Annotated in this window: 19 protein-coding genes; 12 read left to right on the forward strand and 7 right to left on the reverse strand. The window is 45.8% G+C overall.

Annotated elements, in window-relative coordinates:
* The first annotated feature begins 2 nt into the window (after nt 1–2).
* The 5 genes from JT717_RS07255 to JT717_RS07275 all read left to right on the forward strand — a co-directional run bounded on the left by JT717_RS07255 (nt 3) and on the right by JT717_RS07275 (nt 6192).
* Nucleotides 3–197, forward strand: coding sequence for a glycoside hydrolase family 97 C-terminal domain-containing protein (locus tag JT717_RS07255; RefSeq protein WP_205509533.1), 195 nt, complete (start codon nt 3–5; stop codon nt 195–197).
* A 100-nt stretch (nt 198–297) separates the two neighbouring features.
* Nucleotides 298–2769, forward strand: coding sequence for a glycoside hydrolase family 95 protein (locus tag JT717_RS07260; protein ID WP_205509534.1), 2472 nt, complete (start codon nt 298–300; stop codon nt 2767–2769).
* A gap of 141 nt (nt 2770–2910) precedes the next feature.
* Complete coding sequence (locus tag JT717_RS07265; protein ID WP_240347876.1) at nt 2911–4704, forward strand: glycoside hydrolase family 2 protein; 1794 nt, start codon at nt 2911–2913, stop codon at nt 4702–4704.
* Nucleotides 4705–5138: 434 nt separating this feature from the next.
* Entirely contained in the window at nt 5139–5672 is a 534-nt protein-coding gene (locus tag JT717_RS07270) for a MauE/DoxX family redox-associated membrane protein (RefSeq protein ID WP_205509535.1), read from the forward strand.
* Nucleotides 5673–5808: 136 nt separating this feature from the next.
* Nucleotides 5809–6192 (forward strand): DUF6520 family protein, encoded by a 384-nt coding sequence (locus JT717_RS07275; protein WP_205509536.1) that lies wholly within the window; start codon nt 5809–5811, stop codon nt 6190–6192.
* A 66-nt stretch (nt 6193–6258) separates the two neighbouring features.
* On the opposite strand, the gene JT717_RS07280 is transcribed toward JT717_RS07275, so the two are convergent.
* Nucleotides 6259–7914, reverse strand: a complete 1656-nt coding sequence (locus JT717_RS07280; protein ID WP_205509537.1) for a T9SS type A sorting domain-containing protein — start codon at nt 7912–7914, stop codon at nt 6259–6261.
* A 358-nt stretch (nt 7915–8272) separates the two neighbouring features.
* Between JT717_RS07280 and JT717_RS07285 the strand changes: the two genes are divergently transcribed.
* On the forward strand, nt 8273–9001 hold the full coding sequence (locus JT717_RS07285) for an FRG domain-containing protein (protein WP_205509538.1): 729 nt from the start codon (nt 8273–8275) through the stop codon (nt 8999–9001).
* Nucleotides 9002–9094: 93 nt separating this feature from the next.
* On the opposite strand, the gene JT717_RS07290 is transcribed toward JT717_RS07285, so the two are convergent.
* A complete protein-coding gene (locus JT717_RS07290) occupies nt 9095–10327 on the reverse strand; it encodes a polysaccharide lyase family 20 protein (protein WP_205509539.1) in 1233 nt (410 codons plus the stop codon).
* A 560-nt stretch (nt 10328–10887) separates the two neighbouring features.
* Here JT717_RS07290 and JT717_RS07295 point away from each other — a divergent pair.
* A complete protein-coding gene (locus JT717_RS07295; protein WP_205509540.1) occupies nt 10888–11649 on the forward strand; it encodes an SDR family NAD(P)-dependent oxidoreductase in 762 nt (253 codons plus the stop codon).
* 91 nt (nt 11650–11740) lie between these two features.
* Here the strand turns inward: JT717_RS07295 and ligD are convergent, their stop codons facing one another.
* Nucleotides 11741–13822 (reverse strand): DNA ligase D, encoded by a 2082-nt coding sequence (ligD, locus tag JT717_RS07300; RefSeq protein WP_205509541.1) that lies wholly within the window; start codon nt 13820–13822, stop codon nt 11741–11743.
* A gap of 90 nt (nt 13823–13912) precedes the next feature.
* On the opposite strand from ligD, the gene JT717_RS07305 reads away from it, so the two are divergent.
* Nucleotides 13913–14728 (forward strand): ion transporter, encoded by an 816-nt coding sequence (locus JT717_RS07305; protein WP_205509542.1) that lies wholly within the window; start codon nt 13913–13915, stop codon nt 14726–14728.
* A 26-nt stretch (nt 14729–14754) separates the two neighbouring features.
* On the opposite strand, the gene JT717_RS07310 is transcribed toward JT717_RS07305, so the two are convergent.
* Complete coding sequence (locus tag JT717_RS07310; protein WP_205509543.1) at nt 14755–15375, reverse strand: hypothetical protein; 621 nt, start codon at nt 15373–15375, stop codon at nt 14755–14757.
* A 237-nt stretch (nt 15376–15612) separates the two neighbouring features.
* On the opposite strand from JT717_RS07310, the gene JT717_RS28770 reads away from it, so the two are divergent.
* Entirely contained in the window at nt 15613–16305 is a 693-nt protein-coding gene (locus tag JT717_RS28770; protein ID WP_205509544.1) for a response regulator transcription factor, read from the forward strand.
* 11 nt (nt 16306–16316) lie between these two features.
* A complete protein-coding gene (locus JT717_RS07320; RefSeq protein WP_205509545.1) occupies nt 16317–17699 on the forward strand; it encodes a HAMP domain-containing sensor histidine kinase in 1383 nt (460 codons plus the stop codon).
* A 38-nt stretch (nt 17700–17737) separates the two neighbouring features.
* Here JT717_RS07320 and JT717_RS07325 read toward each other — a convergent pair whose 3' ends face one another.
* Entirely contained in the window at nt 17738–18268 is a 531-nt protein-coding gene (locus JT717_RS07325) for a YciE/YciF ferroxidase family protein (RefSeq protein ID WP_205509546.1), read from the reverse strand.
* Between the two features lie 172 nt (nt 18269–18440).
* Here JT717_RS07325 and JT717_RS07330 point away from each other — a divergent pair, with 172 nt between their 5' ends.
* Nucleotides 18441–18698 (forward strand): hypothetical protein, encoded by a 258-nt coding sequence (locus tag JT717_RS07330; RefSeq protein WP_240347877.1) that lies wholly within the window; start codon nt 18441–18443, stop codon nt 18696–18698.
* Nucleotides 18699–18773: 75 nt separating this feature from the next.
* Here the strand turns inward: JT717_RS07330 and glgX are convergent, their stop codons facing one another.
* Together glgX and JT717_RS28585 are read right to left on the reverse strand one after the other, a co-directional pair.
* On the reverse strand, nt 18774–20960 hold the full coding sequence (gene glgX / locus JT717_RS07335; RefSeq protein WP_205509547.1) for a glycogen debranching protein GlgX: 2187 nt from the start codon (nt 20958–20960) through the stop codon (nt 18774–18776).
* 312 nt (nt 20961–21272) lie between these two features.
* Nucleotides 21273–21404, reverse strand: a complete 132-nt coding sequence (locus tag JT717_RS28585) for a hypothetical protein (protein ID WP_255552924.1) — start codon at nt 21402–21404, stop codon at nt 21273–21275.
* Between the two features lie 169 nt (nt 21405–21573).
* Here JT717_RS28585 and JT717_RS07340 point away from each other — a divergent pair, with 169 nt between their 5' ends.
* Nucleotides 21574–21921, forward strand: a complete 348-nt coding sequence (locus JT717_RS07340) for a hypothetical protein (protein WP_205509548.1) — start codon at nt 21574–21576, stop codon at nt 21919–21921.
* Nucleotides 21922–21925: the final 4 nt, after the last annotated feature.

Here is a 21925-nt window from a genome sequence, read left to right on the forward strand (position 1 = left end):
ATATGGCCCGCCGCAAAGGAAATGATTGGTATATAGGGAGCATTAATGGAGAGCAAAAGGAAAAAAGGAAAATAATTAATTTTGATTTTTTACCGGATGGCGTAAAATATAAACTGACTTTGATTGCCGATGGAAAACACGATAAAGCTTTGCAACGCAATACATGGTTGTGGACAGAGCAGCTTCCGTTGATGTAAAGTTGCTTCGCAGGGGTGGGTTTGCTATGTCGTTGATCCCAATGCAATAAGACAGTCAAAGTAATAATAGAATTATTCAAGTATAAAAGACTTCTACTCTATGCATATCATTGTTTTGCCGCTTATTATCCTCCTGTTTACTGTGTCCCAACAAACAAGTGCACAGTCCGGTCTCAGCTTATGGTACGATAAGCCGGCTGAACAGTGGGTGGAGGCACTGCCCGTTGGGAACGGTCATATAGGTGGAATGGTTTTCGGACGGGTGGAGGAAGAGCTTATCCAATTGAATGAAAGTACGCTCTACAGCGGCGGCCCGGTAAAACAAGAGATCAATCCCAACGCCTGGCAATATCTTTCCCCGGTGCGGGAAGCGTTGCTGAAAGAACAGGATTATTCAAAGGCAAACGAGCTGGCCAAAAAGATGCAGGGTTATTTTACCGAATCCTATATGCCGCTGGGCGACCTGCTCCTGAAGCAATTGTTCAATGGACATACGCCATCTGCTTACCACCGCGAACTGGATCTTCGAACCGCTATTGCCACTACCCGTTTCACTGTTAATGGTGTGCGATATACGCGGGAAGTTTTCTGCGCAGCGCCTGCCAACGTAATGGTGATCCGTATTCGCTCCAGCGTTGCCGGCGCTATCGATCTTTCTGTGGCATTGAAAAGCCCCTTGCATTACACACTATCAGCAAAAGGGAATAATGAAGTGATCATGCGTGGTAAGGCGCCCGCCCATGTAGACCCCAACTATTACAATCCTAAAGACCGGCAGCATATTGTCTATGAAGATACTACCGGCTGCAACGGCATGCGCTTTCAGTGCCGGGTAAAAGCCCTTACCCAAACAGGCCGCATTACTGCAGATACTTCGGGCCTCCGGGTGCGCCATGCGACAGAACTCGTATTGATCGTATCCGCTGCCACCAGCTTCAATGGTATTGATAAATGCCCCGACAGCCAGGGAAAAGATGAACAGGCTATTGCTGCTACATTGATCAACGAGGCCGCAAAAAGGTCTTATGCTGATTTGCGACAGCAGCATGTGAAAGATTTTCAACGCTATTTTAACCGCGTTTCGTTTATACTTAAGGATACTGGCGTTGCAGCCAATAGCTCCAGTTTGTTGCCTACAGACAAACGATTAAAAGCGTATTCTGAAGGTGCGTATGATCCTGCATTGGAGACCCTATACTACCAGTTCGGGCGTTACCTGCTGATCTCTTCATCGCGGCCGGGAGGGCCACCGGCTAATTTACAGGGCATCTGGAACAAAGAATTGAGAGCACCCTGGAGCTCCAACTATACGATCAACATCAATACGCAGATGAATTACTGGCCGGCAGAAAGCACCAATCTGTCTGAAATGCATATGCCGCTGCTGCAGTGGTTGAAGGCGCTTTCTGTAACCGGCGCCCGGGTAGCCCGTGAGTTTTATCATGCCAATGGCTGGGTGGCGCATCATAATTCCGATATCTGGGCTTGCGCCAACCCGGTAGGAGACCTTGGGGCCGGAGATCCCGTGTGGGCCAACTGGTATATGGGCGGCAACTGGCTTTGCCAGCATTTGTGGGAGCATTACGCATTTACAGGGGATAAAAAATTTCTGGCAGAAGCGTATCCACTCATGAAGCAGGCTGCTTTATTCAGCCTTGACTGGCTGGTGAAGGACAGCAGTGGTTATTGGGTAACGGCGCCTTCTACCTCTCCGGAAAATAAATTCCGCGATGAAAAAGGACGGGCACAGGCGGTATCTGTTGCTACAACGATGGATATGTCCATCATCTGGGACCTTTTTACTAATGTAATTGAAGCGTCCGAAGCGTTGAATACAGATCTGTCATTCCGCAACCGGCTGATCGAAGTAAAAAAGGATCTATATCCACTAAAAAAAGGAAGCCAGGGCGAATTGCTGGAATGGTATAAAGAGTTTGCAGAAACGGATCCGCAGCACCGCCATGTATCGCACCTGTTTGGTTTGCATCCTGGCCGGCAGATATCGAAGAACAATACGCCTGATTTTTTTGCCGCAGCAAAGAAAACGCTGGAGATAAGAGGAGATGCCGGTACCGGCTGGAGCCGCGGATGGAAGATCAACTGGTGGGCGCGTTTGCTGGATGGCGACCATGCCTACAAACTCATCCGTCAGCTGCTGAACTATTCCGGCGCCGATGGAAAAGGCGGAGGCGGCACTTACCCAAACCTGTTTGATGCGCATCCGCCGTTCCAGATAGATGGCAACTTTGCCGGAACCGCCGGTATGACGGAAATGCTGTTGCAAAGCCATTTGGGAGAAATACATCTTTTACCCGCCCTGCCAGCTGCATGGAAAGAAGGAGCCGTAAGAGGACTGAAAGCCCGTGGCGGATTTACTATAGATATACAATGGGCAGGAGGGAAACTGATGAAAGCCACGGTCACGGCAGCCAATGATGGCATATGCCGGATCAGGAACAACAGGGATTTCATTGTTAATGCAGCCAGGGCAAAACAGGAAGGTGATGCGTTCGTACTTTCAATAAAAATGAAGAAAGGGCAGCAATACAATATTCGACCGATTGCCCTTTAATGGTAACGATAGCGGATACAACTTACCTTTTGTGTGTAATGATAATTCGCGACAGCATTAAACAGCGCCTTCTCATGTAAGTTAAAGCTTGATACAGACAAATGGAAGGGAATTACTCAAATATAAAGGAAGATCATTATAATGAATAAAAACAAAAGAACGAAAGAATGGGTATTGGCTCTTTTGTTCATTTTTCATATCGCAGAGATTGTTAGCGCCCAGACCGCAATGATAAATATCCAATCCAGGAATTTAACGAGTTTAAATGGTGAATGGAGCGTTATTATAGACCCAACCGGAAGTGGTCAATGGCAACAGGTTTGGTTAGAAAAAAAACCACAAAAGAAAACCGACTTTTTTGAGTATTCGTTTCAGGGCGCTCCGGTATTGAAAGTGCCCGGTGATTTTAATTCCCAATTGTGCGAACTGACTTATTATGAAGGAACAGTCTGGTACAAAAAAGAATTTAATTATACCATCCAAACGGGGAGGAGACTCTTTCTTCATTTCGGGGCTATTAATTATTCGGCCGATGTGTATTTGAATGGTGAAAAAATAGGAAGCCATGAAGGTGGATTTACTCCTTTTCAGTTTGAAATTACCGGCAAAGTAAAAGCGGGATCAAATGCCATAGTTGTTAAAGTAAATAATATGCGTCACAAGAACGGACTGCCGGGCCTTGGGTACGATTGGTTAAACTATGGCGGCATGACACGTGATGTTCATCTTATTGAAACCGGCAACACGTATATTGAAGATTATAGCATTCAATTAAAAAAGGGCAGTTTAAATACTGTTTTGGGTTGGGTACGATTGAATGGAATGCGATCAGCGCAGAATATCAGAATCAAGATTCCCGAACTCAAGATCCTTTATAAAGCAAGAACAGACAATGAAGGCGTGGCAAAGGTGGAATTTTCATCCGCTTTTGAGTTATGGTCTCCTGAATCTCCCAAACGGTATATGGTAATTATCGAAACTGAAACGGATACCGTTGTAGATAATATAGGGTTCAGATCTATTGAAGTGAAAGGAAGCAAAGTACTGCTAAACGGAAAACAGATCTTTTTGAAAGCGGTTAATATTCATGAAGAAAATCCAAACAAAGGAACCCGTGCATTTTCAAAAGAGGATGCTGTTTTATTATTGAATACAGCCAAAGAGTTAGGGTGTAATCTCGTTCGGTTGGCGCACTATCCGCACAACGAGCATATGGTTAAAGAAGCTGAAAAGATGGGGTTGATGGTATGGAGCGAAATGCCGGTATACCAGCATATTGAATTTGCCGATAGTTCAGTTGTACCTAAAATGGAGATAATGCTTCAGGAGATGATCCGCAGAGACAGAAATCGCTGCGCGGTCACCATTTGGAGCCTTTCGAACGAAACCTATCCGGGAACGCCGGGCCGTAATAAAGCACTTGCTGAACTTACAAAAAAATGCAAAGCCATTGATTCTGCACGATTGACCACGCATGTTATAAATACCCAGCGATACGAAAACAATTCCTTCGATGTATGGGATACACTTCACCGGCATGCCGACATTATTTCCATCAATGAATATATTGGATGGTACATTCCCTGGCAGGGTTTACCCGCAGCCGCAAAATGGAAATTGGTCTGTCCCGAAAAACCGGTATTTATTGCTGAGTTTGGCGGTGAAGCTTTATATGGCAACCGGCATGAGCCACCCGATGAAGCCGCTTATTGGACTGAAGACTACCAGGCAAAAATATATACTGATCAAATAGAAATGTTCAATACGATCCCCAACTTATGCGGAGTATGTCCCTGGCTGTTGTTTGACTACCGGTCATTAGGGAGAATGCACCCTGTTTATCAGAAAGGCTACAACCGGAAAGGGTTGTTGTCTGATAAAGGCGATAAGAAGAAGGCCTGGTATATAATGAAAGCGTATTATAAAGGCAAATAAATGGGCTCCGGCAGGGCGACTGGTATGGACGGTTCATGTGACCCCATTACGGACATCCATTCAAAGCCGGGTTTAAGGAAGTGATCAATGATTGGAAGGCTCAGCATGACATGCCTCGACGGTGCGCCCAGAGTGCTACAGGAATGGGTGTCAAGTGCTCTAAGTGGGTTTTGAGACTTGTCTGAGTCCAGGTTACACATGCCTTCCATGTGCTATAACCCATCAATTCAACCGAAAATCACCCGCAGGCTGCTTTACCGTACACACTTCTATGTACCTGCCAATCGGGATTAGCAAGCAGTCCCTTAACTTAACCCCTGTAATATTATTTTTTCGTTTGATATGATCTTAGCTTTGACATGAAATACGATAGCAAAAAGCTCAGCTACTGTATAGTGTTAGTTAACCTTGTAATTTACCATTAAACCCTTATTATGACATATCTGCACTGGTTAAAGAACATGGGAAAACCAGGATCCGCTACCCGGGTTTCAATGATGTATAACTGGGTAACCAGGAATATCAGGATCAACTACTTTCTCATCTTTCTCTTTGCATATACGGCTGCCAGTAAATTACACCTCTTTTCTTACGGCGCCTCCTTTACCTGGGAAAGCTTTCAATTCGTTGACCTGACTGCATTTAAGGAAGCCATGGCTAAATCGCCTGTGTTACGCCCTTATTTACATGTGCTTGCCTGGATGATACCTGTAAGTGAAATAGCAGCCTGCCTGCTGTTGCTGTTCAATAAAACAAAACTGGCAGGTTATTATCTTTCCCTTCTTTTGCTCACTTTATTTACGGCATATATTATTTACATCCTGAACGCTTATTCGCACAATCTGCCTTGTGTTTGTGGTGGGGTTATTTCCTTAATGTCATGGACCCAGCACCTCGTATTCAACTACTTCTTTATTGCTATAACAATAAGAGCTATTTACATCATGCTCAGGTTATACCGGAATTAATCAGCCAGGCAGTCACTGCATAAATTTGTGGCGATGCCGGTTATCAATAGATTTTTGTTGCAACAAAAAGGGTAAAGTCTGCGCCCGCCGATGCAGGCATGTTTATACATTTAATAACTAAAAATTCATTTAAACTATGAAACGCTTCAAAATGGGTATGTCCGTTATGGTATTTGTGCTTGCTATTACTGCATCTTTTGCATTCCGTACCGTGGAATCAAAAAACATGGCAAATTTCACCTGTACCTGGTTCGATTTTACGGGCACACCGGGTGAGGAGTATGATCCCACCAAGTATGTGTTGTCTGCCGGAACAGCTTCCTGCCCCGATCAGGGCGGCGATCTGTGCGGCGCCTGTGTAGACCCAAGTGATATTTACAGCTCAGGCCCTTATGCGGGGAAGCCAAAGGTTGATGATATTACTTCCGCCATTTCGAATGTAGTTACTTATGCGTTGATGACCGGCGAAGATAATCCGCAATCAGACTTCAATGAAATTGCTGAATTGAAAGCGCCTTAATATTTTAAAAAAAATAAAGCCTGCCACACTAGAAGTGTAGCAGGCTTTATTTTTTAATGACCCTGTTTATTTAACAAGCTTTGTAGTAGTAAGTTTGTCATTGATCTTTACCAGCAGAAAATAGATCCCTTTTGGCAATTGGGCCGGCAGCGATAAAGAAATGGTATTTTCTCCTGAGGGCAGGAAGGTATTTTTAGCAATAATGAGCCGCCCCCACACATCAGCAAGCGACAGTTCGATCTTACCACCCGTTGCAATGGCTGCTTTCACAAATATTTCATGGATGAAAGGATCGGGGTATACGCTGATCAGGCGGGACGGGTTTTCATCAACCGTTACCCGCACGATCTTTGAATAGTCAATCTTACCATCGATATCGACCATTCTTAAGCGGTAGTACAATGTATTGTTCACTGCAGCCTGTAGAATGCCAAAATCTGTGAAGGTATACGAACTATTGCCATTGTCGGCCTGTTGTAATTGTACTTTTCCAATAACGGAAAATTGGAGCCCATCCATTGAACGTTCCACTTCAAAATGACTGAACGCCCTTGCTTCGGTGGCTGTCCAGTTCAATCGTACGTCTTTATTTATTTTGCCTGCAGTGAAACCGCTTAAAGTTATCGGCAATACATTAAACACCGGTGCAGCTGCAACCCCTCTGAACGCGGTTTGGTTGGTAATGGCATTGGCCAGCACGACCGGCGTGGGGGAAAAGGCCCCGTTATAGCCGCTTGCATCGGTAAGGCTCACCAACTGTCCGCCCTTTATAGTGGTGTTATTGCCCCCTCTTCTTGTTGCATAGAGGGTAACGGTATTGCCAGCCGTCTTCGTCGTAAACGCCCGGTAATCATCAGCGCTGGAGCCCACCGTCCCGTTCAGCACCCAGCTCCCTGCCACCAGGCTGTATTTTTCTATACCTGTATTATCGTTTGTGTAATACAATACATCAGGCCCCGCAACGCCCGGGTTTATGTCAAGTAATACAAAATGCCCGGGTGTAACGGTATCGGGAAAGTCGCCTAAATTACTGATCGTTTGCCCCGGGGTAGTGGGTAGCCCGGTACCCACCAGCCCGATCCGGGGCTCATTGGCATTACCGGATACATATAACTGGCCACCGGTTATGGACAAACTTCTCGGTAAGGCGGTGCTCGTTGTGGGATCGGTTAGCTGCGTAGAGGTTGCTGCCCCCACCGTTGCATACCGCACGCCGCCCGTAGTGTTGAAACTTCCGGCGCCAATGGCCCAAAGATCAGTGCCATTGGTTGACACTGCACATCGTACAAAGTTGGCGGAAGAAAGATCGGTAAGCGCTGTGGACGTGTTGATGGAGGCATCGTATTTCACCAGGCCGATGGTTCTTGGCCGGCTGGTACTGGAAGTACCTCCGATGCCGACGATGCCCACCGGTGCATTATAACCGGTCAGCACAAGATACTGGCCATCGGAAGATAAGGTAAGTATGCCTTCGGTATCACCTCTGCCTGTTGCTGTTAAGGCCTTGTTGGAACCGCTGGTTGTGGTGGGCATGGCAATTGATTGAACGAGGGTGCCGGTAGTGGTATATTCATCGAGGAAAACGGCCGCTGAGGCATTGCCCAAGGTTGCAGGACCTGTGCCTACCCGGTATACAACAATATTTCCTGCCGTAAATGGAGCCTGGGCGCTTCCGTTCTGCAAAGCCAATACTGCCAATGCGATGCTGATTGTTCTTTTCATAAGTAGATGGGTGATTTATCTGGTAATTATATGGACAATAGTATTTCCTGCTGGTTGAGTTACCAGCTCAGCATTCGTCACGTACATTCAATTGCGCAGATAATCGACTACAAAAAAGTGCTTCAACCTGAACGGCAGAGAGGGGTTGTAACTACATAAATATCAGGATTAACTAATTCGTATAGGATACACCTTGGTATGGTGGGAATAAAACTTATTTTAAAGATACGAAAAATCAAATTGCAACAGTAATACCTGCCATCGGCCCTTGCTTATACAATTTATGCCGGCAGGCCTGGCACAAATTATGGATACTGATACCTGTGACAAGCCTGGCATTGCGCCATAACACAGCATTATGAAAGAAGTTACCGTTGAAACGATAGGAGATTATCTTTCTTTTATCAAACAGCATAAAAGCGATTACCAGTCTGGCAACGAATTGCAGGACGTTGTATTCCGTGGCCAGGCAGGCGATTTTCCGCTCATGCCGAAACTTGCCCGGTTAAAAGCAAAAGAAAACATCCTGGAGGCGGAACAGAAAATGCTCGATGAGTTCAAGCGCAGCAATCCATTGCTGATCCAGCCGCATGGCGCATTGGACGATTGGGATTATCTGACCCTGGGCCAGCACTTTGGCCTGCCAACCCGGTTGCTCGACTGGTCGAACAATGCATTGACGGCGCTGTGGTTTGCCGTTTTTTCGCATGTGGAAGGGTATGGACGGGAATATCCCTCGGGCATTGTATGGATGCTGATGGCCGGGGAAGACGATTTTGTGAAGGATATGAATACTTTACACCCCTTTGAGGTGCCGGAAACGAAAATTTTCAGGCCAAGGCTTATCAAACAACGCATCAATAACCAGTCTGGCGTTTTCAGCATTCATTCTTCCTCTGACATCGTAGATAAACGCCTGCTGAATGATAATAGCCGGTTTCAGAAAAAACTGTTGAAATTGAAAGTCCCGCCGGAAAGGATCCCCGATCTGCGAAACGACCTGAACACACTCGGAGTAAACGCATTTTCTATCTTTCCCGAGCTGGAAGGATTATGCAGGTACCTGCAGTGGCGTTTCTTTGAATGATCATTCCATTATTGATCCCGCATAAAGAAGAACCCGCCTCAATGATGAAGCGGGTTCATTTGTTGTTCATGTGCTAACACCTGGTGATCAGTTCTACCTTACAAAGGTAAAAGTGATGGTCTTGGCCGTACCGGCAGTGCCACTGGCTTTATCCGAAGAGTAAGGGGTCGCTTTCAGGGTATAGGTGCCCAGGGCCGGTGGATTCCAGTTACCATAGTAAAAGTTGCCGTCACCATCATCGCCATGTAATGCAAAAGGTGCCGAATTGTCTATATAATAGTCGCTTTGCTGGCCACTTAATTCCAGCTTCACGCTGCCTGCATCGCTCGAGGTAACGGCGCGGATATTCACTTTATCGAGGTCAAGCGCTGAAAGGCTGATCGTTTGTCCGTTTGTGATCGACATTACATCTCTTTCTGTAGCAGCGTTCACCAGTTTAAAGTCGGTAACGCTCAGGCCACTGGTTGTGGAACCAGACGAAGAACTGGATGGTTTAATGCCACTGGGTTCGGGCACCATGTCTTCATATGTAGCGTATTGGTTACCTAATTTGATATCATCATAGTAAAGTACGCGGGTACTGGTAGAGGAAGTGCCGCTGCCATTCCAGGTAGATTTATATATGCCGAATTTCATATTCGGTACATCGAAATCATCGCCTACCTTATACATGTTAGCACCAACGTAGTGCATGACCTTTGTGCCGTCGCACCACAATTCAATTAAACCATCAGAGTAGGCCGAGTGTTTGACGTGAATGACAAAGGACCGCCATCTGTCCTTAACAAAAGGCCCGATATCATTCCATTTGCCGAGTATTCTTATATAGAGCCGGTCTTCTTTTACCCGCAGGCAGAGCGCCGGTGTTTCGCCGCCTCCCTGGTGCCATTGGGTGATCACATCGTCTTCATCATCGTATTTAAATTTATCGGAGGGTGCATATAATGCATATGCATACCACCGGTTGAGGCTGGCCGAAAAGGGAAAGAAACTGATCTCTGCTCTTGTTCCGCCATTTGTTTCCGGGTCGCTGCTTCTTAATTCAAAGCGGGCTGATCTAAGCCCCTGGTAGCAATGCGTAGTAGCAGAGGTGATTCCATAAGAGGTGGATTTCTGAACGCTTACATGGTTACTGAAGTAAGTGGAGCCATCAATATCGTCTGTCCAAAGAAGATTGCTGAGGGATTCGGTTCTGACGGTCCTGTTCAGGTCATCGTCGTTGAGTGTCTCATCGGATGAATTTGATAATTCTTTTTGACACGATACAATAGAGGCCAGTAATAAGGAGGCTGTCAGCCAACGCTGAAGAGTGTTTGATTTGTACATTAGTCTTTCATTTGAGGTTAATAATGAATGGTAATAACTACCTCATCGCAATCCAGGGAGTATTTGCCTGGATACGTTAGAGTATTTTTTAAAAATGTAATTGCTGCATAACAGCCGCGGGTGCCAACAGATCATAGGAAACCTGCTTTACCCGGGAGTTATGAATGGTTCTTGCCGTACCGTGGGAAACTCATTATGATCTCCGGAAAAGAAATCTTTTCGGCCCGTTTAGCCGTTTTCGTAACTGTTGTTGTAAAATGTAGCCGGTTGGGCATGTCGAATTGACGTGCCTGTTATTCTTACGGTAGGTGAGGGGGTGGTTATCGTTAGCCTGGATTAACTTTCTTTAGCTAAAGTAAAGAACGCGGAAAAGGTACGTATTAAATGCAAATAAGACCAAAAGAAAAAATAAAAAAAACTTATTTAGGGGGGAAAAGGACCGTTCTGGGGAAAGGGAACAAAATCTTAAATAGTCACCATTTATACTTATATGCTCACCATGATCAACTTCTTGATCGTGGTCATCTTTGCGTTGAAAAATAAACGCAATTACAAAAGATATGAAAAGTACAAACAAGATCGCACTGATCACCGGCGGTAGCCGCGGACTGGGAAAAAACGCAGCACTAACCCTGGCCAAACAGGGCCATGATGTAATTATTACCTACAATAACCGAAAAGATGAAGCCGATAAAGTGGTGGCCGAGATCACTGGCCTGAACCGTAAGGCGGCAGCGCTGCAGCTAAATACCGGTAAAGCACAGACATTTGACACATTTAAGGGCCAACTGACCGAACTCTTGCAAAAAAGCTGGAATACAAACCGGTTCCATTTCCTGATCAATAACGCTGGCATCGATTGGGCCGCACCTTTTGGCCAAAACACAGAAGAACAACTGGATACACTTTATAATATTCACTTCAAAGGCGTATTCCTCTTAAGCCAGACCCTGGCGCCGCTGCTGCATGATGGCGGCCGCATCGTTAACACCTCCACAGGCCTGGCAAGATTTACTACGCCCGGTTATGCAGCCTATGCTTCTATGAAAGGCGCCATTGAAACGCTTACCCGGTATATGGCCAAGGAACTGGGCCAGCGCAGGATCAATGTGAATATGGTGGCGCCGGGCATCATAGAGACCGACTTTACGGCTGCTGCCCGGTCACACGAAGGACTGGTGGAATTTATTTCCAGCCAAACCGCACTGGGCCGTATTGGTAAACCGGATGATATTGGTGGGGTAGTAGCCTTCCTCTGCTCTGAGGAAGCCCGCTGGGTGACTGCACAGCGCATAGAAGCCTCCGGTGGTATGTTCCTGTGATCAATTTTACAACCAGGTCATTGTTGAGTGTATGCCGTAAGGATTGCATCAGGCACTTACAAATAAGGCTTACCGGTAGCACCGGCGCGCCTTATTTGCCTGTTTGTTGAAGGGCCTTATTATTGGCTGTAATGATTGGCTGGTGCTGCAGCTCTTTCCACAGATCGCCTTTTTTGAGCAGCCTGGCGCTTATGCTGTCCATGGTAAAAGCATAGCGGTCCAGTCCTTTTTTCACTTCCTTCCATTGCAGCGGCGTACTTACCAATGGCTGATGATAAGGGCGGATGGAGTAGGGAGCCGCCAGGGTATCTGCATAATCATTCTGACCGGCATCAATATATACTTTATCGCCGCGGTTACTGACGGATTCCTGCCTGGTACTGATATCGGGTACCTGTTCATGTATTTCGTCGGCCAGTTTATAAGCCAGGGCACGGGCCTGCTGAAAGTGTATGCCACTGCAGGGGATATATATATGTAAACCGGTCTTGCCGCTGGTTTTTATAAAACCGGTGAGCTTTCGCTTATCCAGCAGCTTTTTGGCCGCGATGGCCACTTCAATGGCCTTTTCAAATCCATTGGTTTCTGCTTTTAGAAGCGCTTCTTTTTTCAATGCTGTTTCAATCGTTGGATCCAGGTCGAGCCATATATAATCTGGCTCTTCAATATGGCTTGTTCGCGATGCCCACACATTTACATCTACACAACCCAGGTTAACCAGGTAGATCAGGGTCTCCAGGTTGTTGCATACCAGGTAATCAATTTGGGTGCGTTTGCCGGCTTTTTTCACACGCCGTTGGTCTGTATAAATATCGGCACAATCCGGCTGCCGGTTCTCCATGTCCTTGATAAAAATACGCGGCCCGCCGGCATGGGTGAGTTTCAGGTTCAATGACTGTGGACGGTCTTTCAGGTAGGGCAGAATATAACCGGCCATCTGGCTGTAATAGATCAATAGTTTTCCCTTTGGAACGCCTTCCCACAGTTCCCGTTCCAGGTTGTGAACCGGGATGGTGCAATGGGGCATGTCAAAAGGCTGCCAGCTGGCGCCTGCCTGTTCCTTATCCACTTTCTCCCAGCCGCTGTCTTTATTGAGGTAGGGCTGCTTTTTTTGAGCGGGGCGCTGCCGCTTTCCCGGTTTTTTCTTTTTTGCTGTTTTGGTGCTGGCGGGACTTACCTTCGCGACTTCCGCTGAGGCGGTTTCATTAAGCGTTTTTACCACGGGAATAATTACATCTTTGGGATCCTTATCTTCCCGGAAGCCCTTCCAGGTAGCTGGTTTGCGGATCCTGCCCGACTCGGTCATTTCAGCATACTCGAAATTGGCCACCAGCTCGGGTTTCACCCAATGGATCACTGCTCCTTTTGTATCGAGCACTTTATTGACAAAGGGTGAGTTTTCGATCTCCCGGGCCTTTAACTGCTTTAAAATGCCCGGCATTTCTTTTTCTTTGAAACCACCGCCGCTGCGTCCCAGCCAAATCAATTTTCCCTTGTCATAAGCGCCAAATAAGATGGAGCGGAAAGACCGGGCTTTATCGCTTTCTGCCCAGCCGCCGATCACAAATTCATCTAACTTTTTAACCGGGAATTTCAACCACAAGTAGCTGCGGTCATTTTCTATATACGCACTGTCTTTTCTTTTGGCAATGATACCTTCCCATTCTTTTTCTTTCATCAGCTGGTACAGGGCTTCGCCATCATCAAAGGAATCACTGAGTTTAATGAGGTCGTTATCTTTGACTAATTCCTGTAAGATCGTTTTGCGGGTGGTCAGGGGCAGCTTTTTGAGGTCATACCCGTTGAGGTATAAAATATCGAACACAAAATAATGGATGGGTGTATCATGTTCATTGTATAACTGCACCAGGTTGAAGCGGGGTTTACCGGAAGCATCGAAGACCACTACTTCGCCGTCGAGCACCATATTCCGGTTCAATGCTTTCAGGGCCTTTACCAGCAGGGGATACCGGCTGGTATAGTTCAGTCCGCCCCGCGACTCCAGGCGCACTTTGTTCTTTTGCACATAGGCGGTGATGCGGTACCCATCCCATTTCACTTCGTAGAGGTATTGCTCGTTATTTATAACGCCTTCAGACAGCGTAGCCAGCATCGGCCGGATGGAATGGGGCATGGCCGCTTTTTTGCCTTGTTTGTAAACTGGAACTGCCATACTGGTATTCCCTGCTAAAAATACGCCAGGCGGTCGTGATATTGTTCCATCAATTCACGAACTTGTCTGTCGTCCTAATTTCAATTGAATATGGAAAAAGCCCGGAGATCCTGGCGGAACAGCCTGCATAATACGATCTACGAATCGAACACCAGGGCCGGCAAGGCTTTCGATATTGCCTTGCTGTTCCTGATCATCTCAAGCATTGTGGTGGTCATGCTCGACAGTATTGAAAGCTATCATGCCCGGTATGGGCGGATCTTTTATGTGATGGAATGGATCTTCACCGGTTTGTTCACCCTGGAATACCTGCTGCGTTTAATAAGTATTAAAAGACCCGTGCGGTATATGTTCTCATTTTTCGGTTTCATCGACGTGCTGGCCATTATTCCTTCTTACCTGAGTATCTTTTTTGTGGGTGCGCAATCTTTACTGGTGCTTCGTGCCTTACGACTGCTGCGGGTATTCCGTATTTTCAAGCTTACCCATTTTTTAACGGAAATGGAATTCCTGAAAATAGCCCTGGCCACCAGTTTGAAAAAGATCACCATCTTCATGCTGGTCGTATTGAGCCTGGTGATCATCATGGGCTCTGTGATGTACCTGGTTGAAAATGGTGAGAACGGGTTCCACAGCATTCCCGACAGTATTTACTGGGCGATTGTAACGGTTACCACCGTAGGGTATGGCGATATTGCCCCTGTGACCCCGGTAGGCAAGTTCATTGCCTCTTTGATGATGTTCATTGGTTATGGCATTATTGCAGTGCCTACCGGTATCATCACCACAGAAATGGCCAATGCCGCCCGAAAGAGAACACATGGCCATGAAACCTGCCCGGGTTGTGGCCGGGAAGGACATGACAAGGATGCCGTTTTTTGCAAGTTCTGCGGTACCTTGCTGTAGGCGTGCGCACCTCACTCATCTAGCCATCACTGTAAGACCTTTCCGCTTACTCTTTTCGAAGCTTTTTCGGGGATGCAGGGAAATAACAGTTCGCGAACGGCTAACGTTACCGGAGTATTTTGCCCAAAATATTTTTTTATAAGGAAGACTTCCTGTTCATCCCGCGCATGAAAATAGATGGCAGACTGTGAGCGAAAACGGGCATGGAGAAATGTAAAAGCGCTCTTTTTGAGCGCATTAACGCCAAAATGCCTTTGCTGCAGCGTTCCTCCCGGCGCAATAATTATTTTACCGGTAAACCCCGTTTTCTGAAGCAGGTAGAGCGGCATCAGCGAAAAGCGCAGGGACAGCATCGTGTTGATATAGATGGCGTGCGGGTTTATTTTCCTGATGATCTGCTTTAACCCAGCTGCATTCATGTTTTTACCGGGCACGTACCTTATCACGCTTTTATGGGTAAGGTTAGTCCACTGGTTCGTCACAATGCCTGTAAGCGGGGTTTTGTCGCCCTTATCGTGGTCAGAGGTTAATACGTAAAAGCAATGGTGCGGCGAGAGTTCATGGATGAACTTGCTGCAGGGGCTTATTAGTGCTTCGGCTTTAAACGCCGGATAGAACCATTCGGTAAGAACCAGAATACGTTTCATATCGTGTGGGTAGAGGTTAGGAATGTTTTACCAATGTAAGTGCCATTTTTATTGGAACCGCCTGTGTTATTTTTTTCAGGCTAATATCAAATTACCAAAACACTCCTTAAAAAGGGCTTAAAGCCATGCATTTAATCTGCTGCTTACAGGGATTCCCTTATGGCTGCCGGAAAGCCTGATATTGATCATTTTTTTTAGTGCCTGTCATTATGTAGTTTGTATAACTAAAATGGATAAGTGGATACCAATAAATGCATCATTGTTATTGAAGATGAAGCGGCCGTTCAACAAAACCTGGTTGAAAGCCTTATCCGGAATGGTTTTGATGTATTTGCCTACAAAAAAGCGGAAGACGCTATCGCTTCGGAGACTTTACATATTGCCGATGCTGTTATTATGGACATCGGCCTGCCCGGTATCAATGGCTGGCAGGCCACTGCTATCGTAAAAAAGAATCATTCCGGTTTGCCTGTTCTGATGTTGACCGCTTACAGCGATGTGAACTACCGCTTGCAGGGTTTTGAAACAGGCGCGGATGATTATATCATCAAACCTTTTTTTATGGAGGAATTAATTGCCCGGCTGAGAACAGTACTGAAACGATACGAAATGGCGCCGGGTGGAAAAAGATTTTACCAGGTGGGTGATCTGAATATAGACTTGAAGGGAAAAGAGGTTTTCAGGGGCCGGGAAATGATCAGGTTAAGCCAGACCGAATTCAATTTGCTGGTGCTGCTGGCTGAAGGAAATGGTTTGCCTGTTTCAAAAGAAGAAATGTTAAAGAAGGTATGGAAGGGAAAATACAGGGTTGGCGATAATACCGTCGAAGTGTATATAAATTTATTGCGGAATAAGATCGACAAGGCATTTCCCCACAAATTGATCCACACAAAACCTGGCTTTGGTTATTATCTTTCTGCAGAACAGTAAACGGTTGATGTATGAAAAGCTTACGGGTACGGTTCGCCATTGGGTTTTCAGTGCTTTTTACCGTTTTTCTGGCTATAGCGCTTTTAATAGTTTATTTTTCTTTTGCAGACTTTCGCAAAGATGAGTTTTACCGCAGGTTACAGGACCGTGCGCTTACCACCTTTAAATTATTGACCGAAGTGGAGCAGGTTGACGAAGATCTGTTGAAGGTGATCGACCGGAATACCTTAAACAGCTTATACAATGAAAAGGTGATCATTTTTGAAGGCCGGCAGATGATTTACACGAGTATCGATGATATAAAACTGCAGTATGATAATGCGTTATTGGCAATGGCAAAACTCCATGGCCACATCTTTACAACAAAAGGCGCCGATGAACTGGTTGCTATGCATATATACCAGAATAATAAAGAATATACCATTCTGGCCGAAGCGTTTGATAAATATGGGCGCCGCAAGATGACCTTTCTGAAATGGGTGATGTTCATTGTATACTTTGCGGGCGTGATCATCGGGTGGACGGCCACTTATTTCTTTGTAAAAAAAGTAATTGCTCCCCTTGAATCCTTAAAAAGCAATCTTCAGAAAATTAACTCCGCGAATCTTGGCATCCGTTTAAAGGAAGAAGGGCAGGGCGAAGAAGTGAGCAGCCTTGCCGCCAATTTTAACCAGATGCTGGAAAGGCTGCAGCAATCCTTCAGCATTCAGAAAGATTTTGTGCATTATGCTTCCCATGAGCTCAGAACGCCGCTGACGGCCATGATCGGGATCACTGAGAATGCGCTTGGACAATCTTTACATCCTAAACAATACCGGCATGCATTGGAACAATTATACCAGCAGCAAAGGAATTTAACCGGTATAACCAATTCGCTGTTGTTATTGTCTGACAATAAGATCATAACGGAGCGCGATTATCCGAGGGTGCGGCTCGATGAATTATTGTTCACGTCGGTAGAGATCATTCAAACCCTGTTTCCCGATGCTTTGGTAGAAGTGAACCTGGAAGGGTCTGCCTCCTCGGAAGAATTGTTGATGGTGAATGCCAATGAGCCCTTGCTGTCAATGGCATTCAATAACCTGTTGAAAAATGCCTTGCAGTACTCAAAAGACAATAAGGCCATAGTGACTGTGCGGTTTACCGAGAGCGAAAAAGCGGTGATCTTTATGAACAGGGGAGAAGCCCTGTCGGCGGAAGAGATACGATTGATCTTTACACCCTTTTACAGGGCATCCAATGCCTCGATGATCAAGGGAAGCGGGCTTGGCTTAGCCCTGGTAAAACAGATCGCAAAACTGCATAAGGCATCCATAGATTATGCGCGGGACAATGGGTTCACCGTTTTTCGTTTTTCATTTGCGGCGAACGGCCGTGATATTCAGGTACATTAAAAAAGCCCGTCGTGGCTTAACCAGGACGGGCTTTGGCGCTAGGTCAGCGGAGCCGGCTCTTTGCTGGCTTCGGTATTGATCCCTGATTTTGCAATAGAACTCAAAATAGCATCTGTTTCTTTTTCCTCTTTCAGTATGGGTTCCAGTAACTCAACGATCTCTTTATGACCTAAGGTATTTGCCAGTGTCATGAGGCTGCCATAGGTAGCTATTTCATAATGTTCCACTTTTTGAGCTGCAATGATGAGTGCAACGTCCCGTTGCGCACTGCCTTTTGCTGATTCGTCGATCACCTGCCAGCCCTCATCAAACAGTCCCTGCAGGCCAACGCAGGGTTCGGCCTGTGGCGGAATGCCAAGCAAAGTAAACACCTCTTCGAGGGTCTTTGCATGTTTTTCCGTTTGCTCACGGTGCAATTGAAATGCCTTCTTCAATTTCACGGTAGTTGCTTCTTCTGTCATCGTAGCTAAGGTATTGCGCAGATTAAGTTCCGACCAGTACATTTCCTGCAGGGATGTTATAAAAAATTCCTGCAGCGCTGAATTCAGGGTCGTTGTATCGGTTTGCATAGTGAATAGTTTATTAAGTAATTGAAGTGATACCAATGATTTGTATTACATAAAAAACTATTCCACCCTGTGCCTGTCTTAATGTTTTGCCGCTGAAAAGCAGGGGTGCCGGGAGCTGCGGTGGCATAGAATTTACAGCGATTTCAGTATTAAGAACTTTAAATTACATAATATGGAAACGATGTTTAAAACGCAGGACAAGCGGGAAGGTAAAGTTGCCAAGGCTATTGAAGAACAAACATCAAAACTGCCAAGTGATGTGTTCCTTTGGGCATCGATCGGCGCTATGACAGCTGCTGCAATACTGCAGATCGCCCGTCAGAAACACATGAGCTTATTTATCGGCCAGTGGGCAGCTCCTTTCCTGTTATTTGGTCTTTATAACAAGTTGGTAAAACAACGCGGGCACGACAGCATGGATACGGAATAATACCCGGCAGTATTAGAAAAGGCTTCGGGATCGCTTACAAGCGGTCCTTTTTTTATTGCCACCTCCACATTATTATTATGGCTCTGACAATTCGGGCAATGTTTGCGGAGGATTGCTATCCGGCCTGATATGCTGTCCCTGCAACAAAATTATACTTCTGCCGGTGACCTTTAGTTTTTCACCGGCTTTGAAACTGGCTTCAGGTTCCTTTAGCAAATCGTCATCTGTTGCCGTATCCAGTACTTTAAGCCATTGCTGCCCAAATTTTTCAGGTGGCAGTGAAAAATCGATCGCATCATCATGCGCATTGAATAAGAGGTAGAAATCCTTGTCGGTAAGTTTTCTTCCTTTTTCATCGAGGCACCGGAGGCCAAGCCCGTTCAAATACACGCCTAACGATTTGGCATAACCTTCATTCCATTGTTCATCTTTCATCTCGCTGCCATCCGGTGCAAACCAGACGATATCCTCCAGGCCAATGCCCCGAATGGGCTGTTCCTGGAACCAGCGCCGGCGGCTGAAAGCAGGATGTGATTTACGGAACCAGATCAATTGCCTTACAAAGTTTATAAAGATGTCATCTTTTTCATTCCATTTTAACCAGGAAATTTCATTATCCTGGCAGTAGGCATTGTTATTGCCGAACTGCGAATTGCCCATTTCGTCGCCACTTAATAACATGGGCACACCCTGTGATAATAAAAGGGTGGTCAGCAGGTTCTTTTTTTGGCGCTTTCTGGTCTCCAGGATATTTTTGTCTTTGGTAGGCCCTTCTACGCCATAATTACAGGAGTGATTATTATCATCGCCGTCATTGTTATGCTCGCCGTTGGCTTCATTGTGCTTTGCGTTAAAGCTTACCAGGTCCTGGAGGGTAAATCCATCGTGGGCTGTAATAAAATTGATGCTGGCGCCAGGGCTCCGGTAATCATTTTTGTACAGGTCGGCGCTGCCGGTAATACGCTGGGCGAATTCTGCCAGCCTGCTTTCCCCGCCGCGCCAGTAATCGCGTATGCAATCCCGGTACAGCCCGTTCCATTCTGCCCAGCCTACCGGGAATTTGCCTACCTGGTAACCGCCTTCCCCGATATCCCATGGTTCGGCGATCAGTTTTACCCGCGATATAACGGGGTCCTGGTGAATGATATCGAAAAAAGCGCCCAGTTTATTCACTTCGTGCAATTCACGCGCAAGCGTAGCCGCCAGGTCGAAGCGGAAGCCGTCGACATGCATTTCCTGGATCCAGTAACGAAGGCTGTCCATAATAAGTTGCAGTACATAGGGCATTCTTGTATTCAGCGTATTACCTGTGCCGGTATAATCCATATAATACCGTTTGTCATCTGTTAACCGGTAATAGGAAGCATTATCGATGCCCCTGAAACAGAGTGTGGGTCCGAGATGACTTCCTTCCGCCGTATGGTTGTACACCACGTCTATGATCAATTCGATCCCCGCTTTGTGTAATGCTTTTACCATGCTTTTGAATTCATTCACCTGCTGCCCCAGGATGCCCGTTGCGGCATATCTTGCATCAGGCGCAAAAAAACCAATGGTATTATATCCCCAGTAGTTGGTAAGGCCTTTTTCTTTCAAATGCCGGTCTTCAATAAAATGGTGAATAGGCATCAGTTCAATGGCCGTAATACCCAGGTCTTTGAGGTAATCGATCATCACCGGGTGCGCAACAGCGGAATATGTTCCCCGGATCTGCTCCGGAATGCCGGGATGTAAAAAAGTGAGTCCTTTTACATGTGCCTCGTAAATGACCGTTTCATGATAGGGAATGTTAAGGGGTTTATCATCTTCCCAATCGAACTGGTCGTTCACCACAACAGATTTGGGCATATAAGGGGCGCTGTCTGTAGTATTGAAGCTGAGATCTTCATCTTCATTTCCTATCTCATAGCCGAACAGGGCATCGTGCCATTGCAGGGTTCCTGAAATGGCTTTGGCATAAGGATCAAGCAATAATTTATAAGCATTAAAGCGATGGCCCTCGGAAGGTTTATAGGGGCCCGACACGCGATATCCGTATAACTGGCCGGGTTGTATACCGGGCAGATAGGTATGCCAGATGTGATGTGTACGTTCCCTGAGCCGTACCTTGATCGTTTCTATGTCGTCTTCAATTGAATTGAATAGACACAGATCGACCCCTTCGGCATTTTCGGCATAGATCGCAAAATTCACTCCATTACCATCCCAGGTAGCGCCTAATGGATAGGGCTTCCCGGTGTAAAATTCTTGTGTTTTTATCATAAAGAAAAAGGTTCAGCAAATGCATTATTCGCAATGTTCCTGCTGTTTTAATATTCACAATATCAGATCCGTTAATTCAGCGCTTGCAAGTAGTGGCAATGGTCTGTTGGTAATAAAAGAAGCAGAAGGCAGAATTTGTATGATCAAACGGCGAAGTATTTACCGTTAGTGTCATGAAGTTAAAACAAGCCGTTGACGTAAAAAAATATTTATGTTTGATCATTCCCCTGCTTTTACTATTATCTTGTTTCAAATACATTTAATGATAGGTTGTAGAGCTTTCTCCCCATGAACGGTATCTTTTTCCTACTGTTACTGTCGATGCGTACCCCGTTGCCGGGTTGCATGGCGGGTATCACCGCTTGTATTTTTCCGGTGGCTTTTCACTGTTCCTTTACTGCCGGGTTTAATGACTTTGGTGGCTGTTTTTTTACTCTTTTTCATACTAATACTTATTAAAAGCAATGATCTTTTACAGCTGAAATATTGATGCCATACAGGCCTGCTGCCCGGTCAAAGGGCATTCCATACAGGCAGCGGCAAAGCAGGGTATGATTATTTTGCATTTTCAATGCGGTTGCATACACGATTATATTTCATTTAAATGTTTTTTATGATAAAGAATGCGAATGACAGAACTACTTATATGGCTGAGCTGGGACGTTGCCTGGAAAAGCTCAGTGCAAAAGGATTTAATGATCAATATAAGGTAATAGAGGATAAACTTTATTGTTTAACAAGCGGACATACATTTAACCCCGAAGATATCAAGGCAGTTAATTTTTACCGGTTCGAAGGGGTGTCGAATCCTGATGATATGGCTATTTTATATGCGATTGAAACCAACGACGGCCGCAGGGGAACCCTCATAGACGCTTATGGCTTTTATGCAGATACGCAATTAGGTGATTTTATGAAGAAGGTGGAAATACATAAAAAAGTTACAGACGAAATCCTATAGTTCT

This window comes from Longitalea arenae, from assembly GCF_016924755.1.
Taxonomy (GTDB): domain Bacteria; phylum Bacteroidota; class Bacteroidia; order Chitinophagales; family Chitinophagaceae; genus Niastella; species Niastella arenae.

Bases quoted from the DNA above. Each gene is read 5' to 3' on its own strand.
- JT717_RS07255 (WP_205509533.1), top strand. From the start codon at position 3: ATGGCCCGCCGCAAAGGAAATGATTGGTATATAGGGAGCATTAATGGA.
- JT717_RS07260 (WP_205509534.1), top strand. From the start codon at position 298: ATGCATATCATTGTTTTGCCGCTTATTATCCTCCTGTTTACTGTGTCC.
- JT717_RS07265 (WP_240347876.1), top strand. From the start codon at position 2,911: ATGAATAAAAACAAAAGAACGAAAGAATGGGTATTGGCTCTTTTGTTC.
- JT717_RS07270 (WP_205509535.1), top strand. From the start codon at position 5,139: ATGACATATCTGCACTGGTTAAAGAACATGGGAAAACCAGGATCCGCT.
- JT717_RS07275 (WP_205509536.1), top strand. From the start codon at position 5,809: ATGAAACGCTTCAAAATGGGTATGTCCGTTATGGTATTTGTGCTTGCT.
- JT717_RS07280 (WP_205509537.1), bottom strand. From the start codon at position 7,914: ATGAAAAGAACAATCAGCATCGCATTGGCAGTATTGGCTTTGCAGAAC.
- JT717_RS07285 (WP_205509538.1), top strand. From the start codon at position 8,273: ATGAAAGAAGTTACCGTTGAAACGATAGGAGATTATCTTTCTTTTATC.
- JT717_RS07290 (WP_205509539.1), bottom strand. From the start codon at position 10,327: ATGTACAAATCAAACACTCTTCAGCGTTGGCTGACAGCCTCCTTATTA.
- JT717_RS07295 (WP_205509540.1), top strand. From the start codon at position 10,888: ATGAAAAGTACAAACAAGATCGCACTGATCACCGGCGGTAGCCGCGGA.
- ligD (WP_205509541.1), bottom strand. From the start codon at position 13,822: ATGGCAGTTCCAGTTTACAAACAAGGCAAAAAAGCGGCCATGCCCCAT.
- JT717_RS07305 (WP_205509542.1), top strand. From the start codon at position 13,913: ATGGAAAAAGCCCGGAGATCCTGGCGGAACAGCCTGCATAATACGATC.
- JT717_RS07310 (WP_205509543.1), bottom strand. From the start codon at position 15,375: ATGAAACGTATTCTGGTTCTTACCGAATGGTTCTATCCGGCGTTTAAA.
- JT717_RS07320 (WP_205509545.1), top strand. From the start codon at position 16,317: ATGAAAAGCTTACGGGTACGGTTCGCCATTGGGTTTTCAGTGCTTTTT.
- JT717_RS07325 (WP_205509546.1), bottom strand. From the start codon at position 18,268: ATGCAAACCGATACAACGACCCTGAATTCAGCGCTGCAGGAATTTTTT.
- JT717_RS07330 (WP_240347877.1), top strand. From the start codon at position 18,441: ATGGAAACGATGTTTAAAACGCAGGACAAGCGGGAAGGTAAAGTTGCC.
- glgX (WP_205509547.1), bottom strand. From the start codon at position 20,960: ATGATAAAAACACAAGAATTTTACACCGGGAAGCCCTATCCATTAGGC.
- JT717_RS28585 (WP_255552924.1), bottom strand. From the start codon at position 21,404: ATGAAAAAGAGTAAAAAAACAGCCACCAAAGTCATTAAACCCGGCAGT.
- JT717_RS07340 (WP_205509548.1), top strand. From the start codon at position 21,574: ATGATAAAGAATGCGAATGACAGAACTACTTATATGGCTGAGCTGGGA.